Source organism: Gordonia sihwensis NBRC 108236 (genome assembly GCF_000333035.1).
In the GTDB taxonomy this organism is placed as follows: Bacteria; Actinomycetota; Actinomycetes; order Mycobacteriales; family Mycobacteriaceae; genus Gordonia; species Gordonia sihwensis.
This window is the reverse complement of record NZ_BANU01000036.1, coordinates 1-14,717: the sequence shown is the minus strand read 5'-3', so window position 1 is coordinate 14,717 and position 14,717 is coordinate 1. Positions and strand designations below refer to the sequence as shown.

The 14,717-nt window shown below is 66.6% G+C and carries 12 protein-coding genes; 9 read left to right on the top strand and 3 right to left on the bottom strand.

The window, feature by feature from the left end; genetic code table 11:
* Both GSI01S_RS17300 and GSI01S_RS17295 read left to right on the top strand, forming a co-directional pair.
* The coding region (locus GSI01S_RS17300) for an HNH endonuclease signature motif containing protein (RefSeq protein WP_006897928.1) at positions 1 to 1,505 on the top strand (1,505 nt) is incomplete at its 5' end.
* Between the two features lie 70 nt (positions 1,506 to 1,575).
* Complete coding sequence (locus tag GSI01S_RS17295) at positions 1,576 to 2,454, top strand: crotonase/enoyl-CoA hydratase family protein (RefSeq protein ID WP_006897927.1); 879 nt, start codon at positions 1,576 to 1,578, stop codon at positions 2,452 to 2,454.
* Positions 2,455 to 2,458: 4 nt separating this feature from the next.
* Here the strand turns inward: GSI01S_RS17295 and GSI01S_RS20600 are convergent, their stop codons facing one another.
* Both GSI01S_RS20600 and GSI01S_RS17285 read right to left on the bottom strand, forming a co-directional pair.
* Positions 2,459 to 3,076 (bottom strand): L,D-transpeptidase, encoded by a 618-nt coding sequence (locus GSI01S_RS20600; protein WP_006897926.1) that lies wholly within the window; start codon positions 3,074 to 3,076, stop codon positions 2,459 to 2,461.
* 35 nt (positions 3,077 to 3,111) lie between these two features.
* Positions 3,112 to 3,813, bottom strand: a complete 702-nt coding sequence (locus GSI01S_RS17285) for an MgtC/SapB family protein (protein ID WP_006897925.1) — start codon at positions 3,811 to 3,813, stop codon at positions 3,112 to 3,114.
* Positions 3,814 to 3,997: 184 nt separating this feature from the next.
* Between GSI01S_RS17285 and GSI01S_RS17280 the strand changes: the two genes are divergently transcribed.
* From GSI01S_RS17280 to GSI01S_RS17265, 4 genes are all read left to right on the top strand, one after another.
* Complete coding sequence (locus tag GSI01S_RS17280; RefSeq protein ID WP_006897924.1) at positions 3,998 to 5,173, top strand: low temperature requirement protein A; 1,176 nt, start codon at positions 3,998 to 4,000, stop codon at positions 5,171 to 5,173.
* Between the two features lie 120 nt (positions 5,174 to 5,293).
* Positions 5,294 to 6,235: an alpha/beta hydrolase gene (locus tag GSI01S_RS17275; RefSeq protein ID WP_006897923.1), complete on the top strand. Its 942-nt coding sequence runs from the start codon at positions 5,294 to 5,296 to the stop codon at positions 6,233 to 6,235.
* Positions 6,232 to 7,506, top strand: a complete 1,275-nt coding sequence (locus tag GSI01S_RS17270) for an ATP-grasp domain-containing protein (RefSeq protein ID WP_006897922.1) — start codon at positions 6,232 to 6,234, stop codon at positions 7,504 to 7,506. The genes GSI01S_RS17275 and GSI01S_RS17270 overlap by 4 nt, the downstream gene beginning before the upstream one ends.
* A gap of 19 nt (positions 7,507 to 7,525) precedes the next feature.
* Positions 7,526 to 9,565, top strand: a complete 2,040-nt coding sequence (locus GSI01S_RS17265; protein ID WP_006897921.1) for a CocE/NonD family hydrolase — start codon at positions 7,526 to 7,528, stop codon at positions 9,563 to 9,565.
* A 50-nt stretch (positions 9,566 to 9,615) separates the two neighbouring features.
* On the opposite strand, the gene GSI01S_RS17260 is transcribed toward GSI01S_RS17265, so the two are convergent.
* Positions 9,616 to 10,515 (bottom strand): hypothetical protein, encoded by a 900-nt coding sequence (locus tag GSI01S_RS17260; protein ID WP_006897920.1) that lies wholly within the window; start codon positions 10,513 to 10,515, stop codon positions 9,616 to 9,618.
* 277 nt (positions 10,516 to 10,792) lie between these two features.
* Between GSI01S_RS17260 and GSI01S_RS17255 the strand changes: the two genes are divergently transcribed.
* From GSI01S_RS17255 to GSI01S_RS17245, 3 genes are all read left to right on the top strand, one after another.
* On the top strand, positions 10,793 to 11,122 hold the full coding sequence (locus tag GSI01S_RS17255) for a hypothetical protein (protein WP_039868038.1): 330 nt from the start codon (positions 10,793 to 10,795) through the stop codon (positions 11,120 to 11,122).
* 294 nt (positions 11,123 to 11,416) lie between these two features.
* Positions 11,417 to 13,309, top strand: coding sequence for an alkyl/aryl-sulfatase (locus GSI01S_RS17250; RefSeq protein WP_039868042.1), 1,893 nt, complete (start codon positions 11,417 to 11,419; stop codon positions 13,307 to 13,309).
* Between the two features lie 297 nt (positions 13,310 to 13,606).
* Positions 13,607 to 14,717: IS1249 family transposase (locus GSI01S_RS17245; RefSeq protein ID WP_006897917.1), on the top strand; the 1,111-nt coding region annotated here is incomplete at its 3' end.

Below are 14,717 nucleotides of genomic sequence, written 5' to 3'. Positions count from 1 at the left end.
GGCCCGCCGAACTACTCGCACTGATCGATGCCGCGGCGGTCAAACTCGCCGAGACCTCCCTGTCGCCGGAGACCGAACCGGAACTGCTGGCCCACACGCAGACCGCCGAACGGATCCGGCGCCGCTGGGACGGCATCTCCGCTGCGCTGCTGGTGGAGGTCTCCGACCGCAACGCTCACCGAACCGCCGGCTACCTGAATCCACACCAATACCTCTCACAAGGGCTGCGGCTCGGAACCCGCGAAGCCGGCCGACGGCTCCGGATGACCGAGACCATCGGCGAATTCTCCAACTTCCAAGGGCAGACGCTGCCTCCCCGGAAGCCCGCCACCGCCGCCGCGGTCGCGGCCGGGACTGTCGGCGCCGAACACGCGTTGGTGATCTCGGCCGTTTTGGCGAAAGTGCCCGGCTGCATCTCGCCGGAAGTCAAAGCCCGTGCTGAGGCGGAGTTGGCCGAGGCTGCGGCCGGGTTGAATCCGGATGATCTGGGCAAGGTCGGCGACCGCCTGCTCGCTCACCTGGACCCCGACGGGCAGGAAAGCGATCACGTCGACCGGCAACGCCAACGCGGAATCACCATCCTCCCGCAAGACCGACAACTCATGAGCAAAGTCCGCGGCGCCATGACCCCGGAGTTGCGGGCCAAGTTCGAAGTGATCTTGACCGCCTGGGCCGCACCCGGGATGAACAATCCCGCCGACCCGGATTCGCCCACCGGAACCATTGACGCCGACGGCATCGACGCCGAGGCTCTGGCGGCGGCGCGGGGTCGGGATCTGCGCAGTGCCGCCCAACGCACACACGACGCGCTGCTGGCGTTGTGCGACTACGTTCTCGCCCACGGCGGACTCGGTGCACCGAACCGGATACCGGCGGAGTTGGTCATCACCGTCACCGACCAGGAACTCGCCGCCCACGCCGGAATCGCGTTGACCGCGACCGGCACCCGCATTCCGATCGGTGAACTCGTGCGGCTCGCTGCCGAGGCTGTGCCGCACCTGGCCGTCTTCCGCAATCACACCAGCGAAGTCCTCTACCAAGGCCGCGGTGCACGCTTCGCGAGTAAGGCGCAGCGGTTGGCGTTGTTCGCCCGCGACCGCGGCTGCACCGCCCCCGGCTGCGACCGACCCTTCGCGCAAACCCAAGCCCATCACGCACCGGACTGGATCACCCCGGCCGGACGCACCGACATCGACGCCCTCGGCGCCGCCTGCGGACGCCACAACCGCGCCGTCGGCACCAACCGCGGACAATGGGAAACCACCACCCTCACCGACGGACCCCACGCCGGACGCATGGCCTGGCGACCAGCCACCACCGACCAACCCTGGCGCCTCAACCCCATCCACCACGCCGGACAAGCACGGCACCTGCACCCGCCAGAACTGCATCGGCAAGAATCGGGCCCACCGCCGGCGCATCCGCCGCCTCGGACTCCACCGCAGGAGTCACAAGCTCCCCCGGCAGATTCCGAATCTGCCCAGTCACCCCACGCCGCGGCCTGACGCGTCCTCCCAAGGTGCGCCGCGCTTCTAAGCTGCAATCGACACACCCGCCGACCAGGGAGCACATCGCATGGAACTGACGACGCTGACGCACGAGAACGAAGACGGCATCCTCACAGTCCGGCTCAACCGCCCCGACCATCTCAACGCCTTCACCGTCGAGATGGCGCAGGAATTGGAGCACACCTTCCGTTCGGTCAACGATGACGACTCCGTTCGGGCTGTCATCGTCACCGGCAACGGACGTGCGTTCTGCGCCGGCATGGACCTGGCGACCGAGGGCGACAATGTGTTCGGGCTCGACGGCGCCAAGCGGCCCACGCTCGCGGACATGGCCGATCTGGATGATCCCGGAATCGCGCGGATTCGCGACACCGGCGGGCGGGTGACGCTCGCGATCTACGCTTGCCGCAAACCGGTGATCGCGGCCGTCAACGGCGCCGCAGTCGGCATCGGCGCCACGATGACGCTGCCGATGGACGCTCGACTCATATCGACCAAGGGCCGGATCGGCTTCGTGTTCGGACGTCTCGGCATCGTTCCCGAGGCGGCGTCATCGTGGTTCCTCCCTCGAGTGGTCGGCCTCCCGAAAGCGCTCGACCTGGTGTACCGCGCCGACATCCTCGATGCGCAGAGCGCACTCGACGCCGGCCTGGCACAGAGCGTCCACGAGCCGGAGGATCTGCTCGACGCTGCGCGCTCGCTCGCCGACTCCTGGACTCAGGGCCGTTCGCCGGTGGCCGTCGCGCTCGCCCGCCAGATGCTGTACCGCAACGCGGCGCAAGAACATCCGACAGAGGCCCATCGCATCGATTCGCTCGCGATGTTCTACACGAGCATCGGCGACGGCGACGACGGTGTTCGAGCCTTCCTCGAGAAGCGACCGGCCGAGTTCGATTCGAAGGCGTCTCGGATGCCGGAGTTCTATGACGAGTGGACGCGGGAGTAGCGCCTCACTCGGCCACGGTCACCGTCGTGCCGACCTCGGCCCAGTCGTAGAGATGCTTCATCTCTGGTCCCGGAACGTGGACGCATCCGCGAGATCCCGCGGTCTTGAAGGCTTCGCGGTCGCCGAACGCCGTCTTCTGCCACGGTGCGTCGTGGAATCCGAAGTCACCGAAGAACGGCAGCCAGTAGCGAACATGGTCTCGGTAGCCGGGTCCGACGAGGTCCCGATTCGTCTCTCGGCTCTGAACGGTCCAGGTGCCGGTCGGCGTGCCGTCACCGCGCGCGACGTTCCCCGTCGTCACCGGTGACGACGACACCGGACGTCGCCCGTCGCACATCCACATGGCTTGCTGGGACAGACTGACTCGGATCAGTCGTCGTCCGGGCGCGTTGGTCCGGCACTCGGCACTTCCTGCTGCGCGAATGGCGGCGGGATCGGAGATCGTGCTCGCCGGAACCGCCGCGGCATGCGTGGCGGGCTGCACCGCGGCAGAGTTCGTGTTCCACGTCAGATGGAGAAGCAGCGCCACCGTCACCACCAGTGCCGCGGTCGCCAGGGCGAGCGGCGCCGCGTACCCGCGCACACCGCTGCGCAGTCGGTTGCCGCTCGCCACTTCCGCCACCCTGGTCTCCTCGCACTCGCGATGGCCCAGGGTAGCTATTCCGACTCCTGCTCGGATAGGACCTGCACCTCACGGACGCCGTCGATCTCGGCGAGAGCCGCGACCAACGCCTCCGTCCTCGCTCCCCCGGCCACCTCCAGGATCAGTGCGGCGGTGCCGTCGACTTCCACGTCCTGAGGCCGGGCCTGCCGTATCGTCCACCCGCCGCTGGTGATCGACTCGATGATCTGCCGCAGTAATCCGTGCCCGTCGGCGTAGGTGACTTCGATCTGCGATTCGGAGACCTGCCCGGGCAACAGTCGCGACAGGGCCCGCAGTCCATACGCCGTCACGAAGTGCAGCGCGGTCACCACCACGGCCAGCAGCCACAGGCCGGCGCCGGCCGCCATGCCGATCGCTGCGGTCTCCCACACTGAGGCCGCAGTCGTGAGGCCGCGCACCGCACCCCGGCGCGTCAGAATGATGCCCGCTCCAAGGAAGCCGATGCCCGACACCACCTGAGCGGCCACTCGCGACGGATCGACGACCACTTCGTCCGAAAGCACATTCATGAATCCGTACTTGCTGATCAGCATGAACAGTGCGGCGGAAGTGCCCACGATCGCCTGAGTGCGGAGCCCGGCACTGCGCCCGCGAAGCTGTCTCTCAAGCCCGATCAGCGCGCTGAGGACAAACGCGAGTACCAGCTCACCCACTTGGGGCCAGCCCTGCTGCTCCAACGCGTCAGCGAGTGCCATCGTCGTTCGACGGTACTCCCGGAGCAAGCGCACCGGAGTGGCGCTGAGAGATTCTGCCGACTGGTTCCACGTGAAACCGGCATCGGCACTCCCCGCGACGTCGTTACGCCCTCAGCTCGAGTCGGCGTCAAGCTACGCTGAGCCGCACCGTCAGGGAGTTCGACGAAGGGGGTCGGCCGTGGCTATGCCGGCATTGGGGCGAGCACGCAGCAAGGGCGGCGAGGTCGCGACCATCGAGTTGTTCTTCGACCTCGTCTACGTATTCGCGTTCAGCCAACTCGCATCGTTTTTCGCCGAGCACCTCACCGGCCGCGGGACCGTCGAGGTGATCGTCATGTTCGGCGGAGTCTGGTGGGTGTGGAACTACACCGCGTGGGCCACCAACTTCGTCGACCCAGCCCGCATCCCCGTCCGGATCCTGCTGGTCGTCCTCATGCTGTTGAGCCTGGTGATGGCCGCGTCCATCCCTGAGGCGTTCGGCGACCGAGGACCCCAGTTCGCCATCGCGCTGGCTGCGATGCAGGTGGTCAGGCCGTTGTTCATCGCGATTGCGATGCGCGGACAGCAGATCGGCCGCAATTACGCGCATCTGCTCGCATGGTCCGCCGTGGCCGCCGCGGTGTGGGTGATCGGCGCGTTCTGCGAACCCGACACCCGGCTGATCGTCTGGATCGTCGCCCTCGCCATCGACGTCGCCGCCCCGCTCCTGCGCACCTGGCTGCCGCGGTTCGGCGGAATCGACATGCGGATGTGGGAATTGACGCCCGCACATCTCGTGGAACGTAATCGGCTGATCTTCATCATCGCGCTCGGCGAGACGGTCCTTTCCATCGGGCGCGAGTTCATGCACATGGAATCGAGCCTGTACTCATTCGTTGCACTGGGGGTGGCGTTCGCCGTCCCGGTCGCCTTCTGGTGGCTGTATTTCGCCCACCATTCGGAGCGCACCGAACGACGGCTCGAAGAGGCCGACGATCCGACCGCCCTCGCCCGCGGAGGCTTCGCATATGCGCACGCCATCCTGGTCGGCGGCGTGATCGTGACCGCCGTCGGCACCGAGAAGATGCTCGCGCATCCCCACGATGAGACGACCACCGTCTACGCGCTGCTCCTCGCCGGTGGCCCGGCGCTGTTCTACATCGGCCTCGCGCTCTTCGTGGCGTCGATCGGCGGCCTGGACCGCTTCGAATCGACTGTCACGGCGTCAACCCTCGCCGTCCTGGCGGCAATCGGCGTTGTCGCCGCATCGACAGGTATCGAGCTCCTCGTGCTGGCCGCGCTGGTCGCTGCGATCCTCGCCGCCGGAGTCGCCTCCGCGTCCTGGCATCACCGGAACGACGCCGCGGTCGCGAAGTCCTGAGGCATTCGCACCCTCCCGTTTCCGCCGGCTGGCAGTCGCCGCACCCCACGTTTCGCGCAACCGCGACCCGGGAACCCCGTGCCCCAGGACATTGAACGGACACGGAAGGGAAGGGACCCGATGGTCTCGATACCGGCTCGATTGACGATGGCCTCACTGCGCGCGACGAGGAGCAAGAAGTTCTATGCAGACCCGGCGGTGATGACCGAGCGCCTCCCCCGGCACCAGCGCAAGAGCATGACCACGCCGCCGTGGCTGCCCACGGTGCAGGTCTCTCTCGAACACGTCGGCGACATGCGCTGCTACCGCATCGAACCGCGCGACGGTGCAGGCGACACCCGCATACTGCACCTTCATGGCGGTGGCTTCGTCGAGGAGCCGCAGCGCCATCATTGGCGGTTCCTCGCGTGGCTGGCGCGGGCCGCCGACGCCTCTGTGATCATGCCTATCTATCCGCTCTGCCCATCGGCGGATCACCGCACGATCATCCCGGCGGTGGCCGATGCGGCGCACACCTATCTAGCAGGCGCACCCGGGCCCACTGTGCTCTCGGGTGACTCCGCAGGCGGCCGACTGGCTCTCGAACTGTGCTGCGGTGATCGGAGATTGCGAACCGAACCGGACGCCGTCGTACTGCTCTCGCCATGGATTGATCTCACGGTCTCGATGCCGGAAGCCGACGCGATCGACCCCGATGATCCGGAACTCGGGATCGCCGGTCTGCGTCAAGCGGGACGGTGGTTCGCCGGGAACGCGCCGCCCACCGACTTCGGGCCCGTCGACGGCGAGCGACTCTCGGCGCTGCCCCCGACGATCGTCTTCACGGGCACACGCGACGTCCTCAACCCGGATGCCCGCGATTTCGTCGGCCGGGCGCGATCAGCAGGCGCCACGATCAGCCTCAAGGAGCATCCGGGCATGTTCCACAACTGGATCATGCACAAGATCCCGGAGGCCAGTCGGGCGCGCAGGGAACTCGAGGCCTTCATTTCCGAACGTCTCGAAGACGGAGGGTCGCACCTGCGGGGACGATCCACGACCTCGAAGGGGTCGATGCAGTGACTGTCAACGTGGTGGTCCCGGGCCTCAGCGACCGGCAGCGAGCCGAACTCGAGGCACTGCCCGGCGCCGACCAGATGCGGTTCCACAGTCTCCTGGACGTCGAGACGCTCACCGCCGCGCCTCATTTCGACCTCGAGTCGCTGCTCGACCGAGCCCGCGAAGAACTCGCGACGCTGGGCCGGGTGGACGCCATCGTCGCCCACTGGGACTTTCCGACCAGCATCCTGGTGCCGATCCTGGCCATGGAGAACTCGATACCGTCGCCCAGTCTCAAGAGCTTCCTGACGTGCGAACACAAGTACTGGTCTCGATTGATGCAGGCCGAGGCAGTACCCGAGTGCGTCCCGGATTTCGCGGCGTTCGACCCCTTCGACGACGACCCGCTGAGCGGAATCGAGGTGGCATTCCCGTTCTGGGTGAAGCCGGTGAAGTCGCACTCATCGCAACTAGGCTTCGAAATCCACGACGCTGACGAGTTCTACGAGGCGGTGGCCCAGATCCGCCGCGAGATCACGGTGATCGGCGACGCCTTCAATCAGGCGTTGGGCATGGTCGACCTACCTCCGGAGATCGAGCGCTTCAGCGGCAACAGCTGTCTTGCCGAGCAGATCATCTCGGGACGGCAGGTGGCGCCCGAAGGCTCAATGTACCGAGGAGAATTCATCACCCACGGCGTCTTCGACATGCGCAAGAGCTCCAACGGTCTCACCTTCGACCGACTGGACTACCCGGCGGGCTCGGTGGGCGACGAACTCATCGCCCGGATGCTCGACGTGAGCGAACGTTACCTGCGACACATCGGGTTCGACAACGGTTGCTTCAACGTCGAATTCATGTGGGACGACGAGATCGACAAACTCTGGGTGATCGAGGTCAACACACGAATCTCGCAGTCGCACAGTGAGCTGTTCCTGCGGGTGGACGGCACGTCGAACCACGAGTACGCCATCGATGTGGCTCTCGGGCGACGGCCCGAACCCGGCTCTCGGCGCGGCCCGTACCGGATGGCGTCCAAGTGTCTGCTCGGCCGCGCCGACGACGGGGTCGTGACGTCGACGCCGACCCAGCACGATCTGGCACGGCTGCGCGCAGAGGAACCGGGATGCACAGTCGAGGTGGATGTGCAGCCGGGCGATCGTCTCAGCGAACTGCCCAACCAAGACCCCTACCGCTACGTCCTGGCGACGGTGTACGTCGGCGGTCAGGAGGTGGACGATCTGGAGCAGGCCTACGAGCGAGCGTCGGAACTCTTGCCGTTCACGTTCGAGTGACCTACGGGGAGGATAGAGCATGGAGGTTGTCAACCGGTTCGACCGCCGCGTCGAAGTGATCGAGAACCTGTTCATCACGATGCATGACGGGACACGGCTCGCCGCCCGCGTGTGGATGCCGGAGGACGCGAACTCCGAACCGGTGCCCGCAGTGCTCGAGTACCTCCCGTACCGCAAGCGTGATGACACGCGTGAGCGTGACAGTCTGCATCACCCCTATATCGCCGGGCACGGATATGCGTCCGTGCGCGTCGACATCCGGGGCACCGGCGACTCCGACGGAGTGCTGCGGGACGAGTACCTGCCGAGCGAGCAGGAGGACGCCTGCGAAGTGATCGCCTGGCTCGCCGAGCAGCCCTGGTGCGACGGCAATGTCGGGATGATGGGCATCTCGTGGGGCGGTTTCAACAGCCTGCACGTTGCGGCGCGCCGACCACCGGCGCTGAGAGCGATCATCAGCGCATCCGCGACCGACGACCTCTACGTCGACAATATGCACTACATGGGCGGGTGCCTCCTCTCCGACAATCTCTCGGAGGCCACCGTCATGTTCGTCAATAACAGCCTCCCCCCGGATCCGGACATCGTCGGACCGCGGTGGCGCGAGATGTGGCGCGAACGACTGGAGGGCAGCGGTCTCTGGGCCGCGGAGTGGATCGAGCACCAGCATCGCGATGACTACTGGAAGCGCGCGTCCGTCTCGGAGGACTACTCACAGATCCAGGTGCCGGTGATGTCCGTCGGCGGCTGGGCCGACGGCTACACGAACGCCATCTTCCGCCTGCTGGAGAACCTCGACGTTCCGCGCAAGGGGCTCATCGGCCCGTGGGGTCATAAGTATCCGCACCTCGGTGTGCCCGGTCCGGCGATCGACTTCCTGAACGAGACCGTCCGGTGGTGGGATCACTGGCTCAAGGGCATCGACAACGGAGCGATGGACGGGCCGATGCTGCGGGCCTGGATGCAGGACAGCATCGCGCCGAACCCCGCGTACGACGAACGGCCGGGCCGCTGGGTCGGCGAGGACAGCTGGCCGTCGTCGCGCATCGACGATCACGAGTACGTACTCACTCGATACACGCTCGACGACTTCGTCGACAGCACCGAGGTGCGGCCGCGACCGTTGGCGATCCTGTCGCCGCTGTCGGTCGGTGGATCGGGCGGGAAGTGGGCGTCGTACGCCGCGACGCCGGACCTCCCCACCGACCAGCGCGACGAGGACGGCGGCGCACTCGTGTTCGAGACAGAGCCGATGGCACACGACATGGAGATCCTGGGGCGACCGACGTTGACCGCGGCGGTTGAGGCGGACAAGCCGGTCGCTCAGATCGCGGCCCGTCTCTCCGACATCGCCCCGAACGGAGAGGCCACCCGCATCACCTACGGTCTCTGCAATCTCACGCACCGGAATTCGAGCGCTGCGCCGGAGCCTCTGGAACCGGGAACCAAATACCGAATCGACGTCGAACTCAACGGACTGGCACAGCGTCTGCCCGCCGGGCACCGACTGCGGCTGTCGTTGTCCACCTCGTACTTCCCGCTCGCCTGGCCGCCGCCGGAGCCGGCGACCGTCACCGTCTACACCGGCGAATCCCGGCTCAGCGTCCCGGTGCGTCCTCCGCGTGACGCCGACGCCCTACTCAAGGACCTGGGTACGCCGAAGAGCGCGCCGCCGATGGCTCGCCGGAACCTGGAGTCGGGTCGGCACCATTGGCGCACCACCCGCGACCTCGCGTTCGGCACCACCACACTCGAGATCGAAGACGATCAGGGAACCACCCTGATCGAGGAGACCGACACCGCGGTGACGCGGTCGGCCACCGAGTGGTTCGAGTACCGGAACAACGACGTGACATCCGCGCGCGGTACCACGCGCACGGTGCGGCGCGTCGAACGCGGCGACTGGCGTATCGAGGTGAAGACGCACACCGTGCTCTCTTCGACGAGCAACGAATTCATTCTGACCGCCGAACTCGATGCCTACGAGCTCGACGATCGAGGCTCTCGTCGGGTGTACGCGGAGAGCTGGGATCGGCGGATTCCGCGTCGTCTCGTTTGATCTTGCGTCGAGCGGTCGTCTCCGAAGGCCCGGGCCCGGCTGCGGAGCGGTCAGGTCACCAGTGTGCGGCCGCGGCGCCAGGCGTCGCGGAAGGCGATCGACAATCGTTCCTCCACGGTCTGATGGGCGCGCATACCCGCGACCACCTCCTGCTCGCCGGGTTCGAAGGTGTCGAGGCCGGTTCGACGCACGTCTCCTGAAGGGCCTGCCTGTCCCTGCAGTTGCGCGAGATAGCGATGGATCGCGGCGTCGGCCGCTCCGAGCCGTTGCAGTCCGAGGAGGATGCCGGCGGACCTCGTCGTGGCGTTCACTTCCGCCGCGGTGGCACGGCCGACCGCAGCGCCGCGCCACGTCGGCCGTATTCGCACGCAATCGGTCAATACCAGCGGGCCGAGCGCCGCAGCCGGTGCCGTCGGCAGGTAAGCCAGATAGCCCGTGTCGAGCCCGAACGATTCGAGTACTCCGTCGAACACTTCCCGCTGCGACGACGAACCCCGCGGAGACATCAACGAGCCCACCGCGAAATAGTCGGCGAACTCCCGCAGATCGGCCACCTCGGCGAGATACCCGTCCAGCGCGAGAAAGGCGTCGCCGCCGGACGAGTGTGCGGGCTCGGTGCTCGGCACCCCGCGCGTCGAACCCCGAGCGCCGCAATACCTCGATGAGACCTTCGTGAAGAATCGATCTTCGAGGAGCAGGCGAATCTTCGTCAGATGCCGGTCCGAACAACGTTCCGAGTCGACCCCGTGCCACCCGCGGTAGTGGAGTTCGTGAAGAACCACGAGCGCGAGCATCGCGTCGTCGGACCACGCTTCGGAGAGACACACGGTCCGGTCGTACGAGATGACCGCCGCTTCGCGGTTCCGCCGAAGGCAATCGATCACCACGTCGGAGACCGGGCCTCGAGCGGGCGGGAGCAGCGGGCGGTCGACCGATGACGCGGCCCTCATCGGACTGACGTGATCGTCGTGGCGACGGCGGAGCCCGTCGACGCCGTGCGCAGACCGTTGTGAACGACCACGTCGCGATCGGCGAGGTGACCGGAGGTCAATCGGCGTCGAGCCGGCGATCCAGGAACCGATCCCGGTGCAGTAGAAGCCATATCGTCACTCCTGTCCACCTCGTCCCCGACACGGGGAACCTGGTGTCGGATACCCGACTGTGACGTGGATCAAACTCCGGGCCACAGGATGGTTGATCCCGGCCTCACGTGGGTATCCGTCCGGCATGGACAGCAGGCCGGACGCCGCGCGCAGAGATGCGGAGAAGCGCTGGGGCCACCCGAAGGACTTGAGGTCGCCGGCGCTGTTCCTCGGCGCCGTTGTGGTGATCGCATTGGGTGTACTGGTCGCCTTCGTGATCGGCGGCGCCCCGATCGGTTTGGCGGCCGCCGTCCCCGGAGTCCTGGGGGTGGGCGGCCTCGTCGCTCTGGCGATGGCCTTCCGTGCATACCGCCGTGGACGCAGCTGGGTGGAGTGGCAGGGCGTCGGTTGGCTGCTGCTGACCATGATGCTGCCGGCGCTGATCCTGCCTTTCATGGCCGCCTCGGCGCCCTGAACAACGGCTCGGGTGGATGATCGTGCCGGTGGAGTCGCTGTGCGGTACCGCTCGGTTGTCGCGCAGTTCGCCGGGATCCCGAGAATCTCCGAGACGTGGCCGAGGACTCCCACACCACTCGGTAGACGTGTGGTGATCCTGGCATCTCTCAGGAGTTCGGCGCACTCGACACCGCGAATTCCGGATGTGCAGTCTTCGCCCTGGGATGGTCACCCGTTGCCGGTGAGTGGTTCCACTGAGTCCGATCGTGCGGACCTACGGTGAAGCCGAACCGGCGGTTTATGAGAGGAAATGATGTCATCCAATTCACGCGAGGCGACGGCCACCATCATCGCGCAGAACGCCGCACTTCGAGAACGGCTTCCGTTCTCTGACACGCAGGATTTCGAGGACGCCAATCGCGGTCTGCTCGGCAAGCGCGTTCCGAATGCGATCAGGAACGCCGAGGGAACCGTGGTGTGGGACAACGACACCTACGACTTCCTGCAGGGCGAAGCCCCCGACACCGCGAATCCGAGCCTGTGGCGACAGTCGCAGCTGAACTCGATCCAGGGCCTCTTCGAAGTCGTTCCTGGGATCTACCAGGTTCGCGGGTTCGATCTTTCCAACGTCACTTTCATCGAGGGCGACACCGGTGTTCTGGTCCTCGACCCGCTGGTGACCGAGGAGACGGCCGCGGCCGCACTGGAGTTGTACCGCGAACACCGCGGCGACCGGCCCGTCACCGGCGTGCTCTACACCCATCCGCACGTCGACCACTTCGGCGGTGTTCGCGGCATCGTGAGTCAGGAGGACGTGGACTCGGGCCGAGTTCCGGTCATCGCCCCCGAGCACTTCACCGAGCACGCCGCGTCGGAGAACGTCTACGCGGGCACTGCCATGGCCCGCCGATCTGCGTACATGTTCGGTGCAGCCCTCGCTCGCGGCCCCCAGGGCGCCATCGGAACCGGTCTGGCGCAGACCGTCGCCACCGGCAACATCACTCTGATCGCGCCGACACTCGACATCACCACCACCGGCCAGGAAGAAGTCGTCGACGGCGTCCGAATGGTCTTCCAGATGGCGCCGGGCACCGAGGCGCCGGCCGAGTTCCTGGTCTACTTCCCCGAGCACAAGGCGCTGTGCGCGGCCGAGGACGCCACCCACACGCTCCACAACCTGCTGACTCTGCGTGGCGCGCTGGTGCGTGACCCGCATGCGTGGGCCGGATACCTGACCGAGACCATCGACCTGTGGGGCGGCGAGGCCGAGGTGGTCTTCGCCTCTCATCACTGGCCGACGTGGGGCAACGAGCGCGTGGTCAAGTTCCTCTCCGAGCAGCGCGACCTCTACGCCTACCTGCACGACCAGTCGCTGCGGCTGATCAACCAGGGCTGGACCGGAATCGAGATCGCCGAGCACCTCGAACTCCCGCCCGTGCTGGAGAACGCCTGGCATGCGCGCGGCTACTACGGCTCGGTGAGCCACAATCTCAAGGCGATCTACCAGCGATACATGGGCTGGTACGACGGCAACCCGGCCCACCTCTGGCAGCATCCGCCGGTCGCGCAGGGCAAGCGCTACGTCAAGCTCGCGGGCGGCGCCGATGCGGCCGTAGCGAACGCCCAGGCGGCCTTCGACGAAGGCGACTTCCGATGGGCCGCGGAGGTCCTCAGTCACGTCGTGTTCGCCGAGCCCGACCACGCCGGGGCCCGCACCCTCCTGGCCGATACCTTCGAGCAGCTCGGCTACGGATGCGAGAACGGCGTGTGGCGCAACATCTACCTGTCCGGCGCCACCGAGCTCCGCGAAGGCAAGTTCGGCACGCCGACCGTCTCGGCGTCGCCCGACGTGATCTCCGCGCTCACCCCTGAGATGCTCTTCGACGCTGTCGCGATCCAGATCAACGGTCCGCGCGCGTGGGAACTGAAGCTGAGCATCGACGTCGTGCTCACCGACGCCGACGTTCGCTACCGGCTCCGGCTGTCCAACGGCGCCCTGACCTACAGTTCCGCACCCCAGAGCGGTGACGCGGAGCTGACGATCACGACCACGAAGCAGGCGCTTCCGGTGCTCGCCACCGGAGCCCTCTCCGCCGACCGTCTCACCGAGGCGGGCATCGAACTCAGCGGTGACACGACGGTGCTGGAACGACTCGCCTCGGTCATCGATCCGGGCGACCCCGACTTCTCCATCGTCACGCCCTGATCCAACGCGGGGCGTTTGACCACGTCACTCCGGAGCAGTCACGAAAGCGGCGCGAGCGTGCAGGTGCACGCACAGGACTGCCCGCCTCCGCGTGCGGAGGTGGGCAGTCCTGGCAGTCTTGTGCGTGCTGCGCGCACGGAGGATTCGCCCTACCGGTCTTGGGTCTCAAGCCATCGGGGGCTTAAAGGTCTCGGGCGTTTCCGGGGGTTAAAGGCCAAAATGTGTGTACAGATACGCTGGTTTCCGGTGTCTGACCTCGACTGACAGTGCGCCGGACATGCTTTGAAAGCATGTTCGGTGTCAGGTTCTCGGAATTCCCCCTCATGTGGTGTATGCGGCCGCAAGCTCGTCAAGAACGGAACCACCAGCGCCGGCCGCACCCGCTGGCGCTGCAAAGACTGCGGCGCCTCCAGCACCCAGAAGCGCCCCGATGTCACCCGCAAAGCCGAGCTCACCGCGTTCCACACCTGGCTCCTGCACGGCCGACAGCCCGACCACGTCATCGCCCGCACCTTCCGCCGCTCACGCTCCTGGTGCTGGAACATCGAAGTCCCGCCACCACCGCCGCTGACCGAGCCGGCACAGGTGTTGATGCTCGATGGCACCTACTTCCAATCCTGGTGCCTGCTGATCGCCTTCGACGGCACCCACGTCGTCGACTGGCAATGGTGCGACCGCGAGAAGAAGATCGCCTGGCAGCAAATCCTGCAACGCCAACCCGCCCCGCACGTCGCGGTCATCGACGGTGGCCGCGGCCTGCTCGCCGCGATCGCTGACGATTGGCCCACCACTCGAGTCCAGCGCTGCTACTTCCACATCTTCCAGACCGTGCGCCGCCACCACACCTTCAAACCCCGACTCGATGCTGCCCGTGAAATTGTCACTCTGACAACCGCTTTGATGAACATCCGCAATTCCGAGCAGGCCGTGCTCTGGCTTCAGGCCTACAACGACTGGGAAATCAAGCACGACCGATTCCTCCGGCACCGGACCTACGCCCGCCCGCACACTGTGCGCCCGAAGGGCGTCGCCGAGACCAGCACCTGGTGGTACACCCACCGCGACCTACGCAAGACCCGAGGACTGTTCCGGCGGCTGATCTCAGAAGAGCACCTGTTCACCTGGATCGACCCCCGCCTGACGGATGAAGAGCACCCCCTGCCGCGGACCACCTCACCGCTCGAAGGCGGCCCCAACAAAGGTCTCAAAGACCTGTTCCGCGCTCACCGAGGACTTCTGACCGAGCACGCCCGCCGAGCCGCCGAATGGAAGCTCAACAGCCTCACCGCCCACCCACACGATCCGTGGAGCCTGGTCCGCGAAGAGCACCACAACCCACCACCGCAGCGACCGAAGGAAACGCCCGTCGAGGACGAGCAGATCGGGCCCGCCGCCTACGACACAGGCT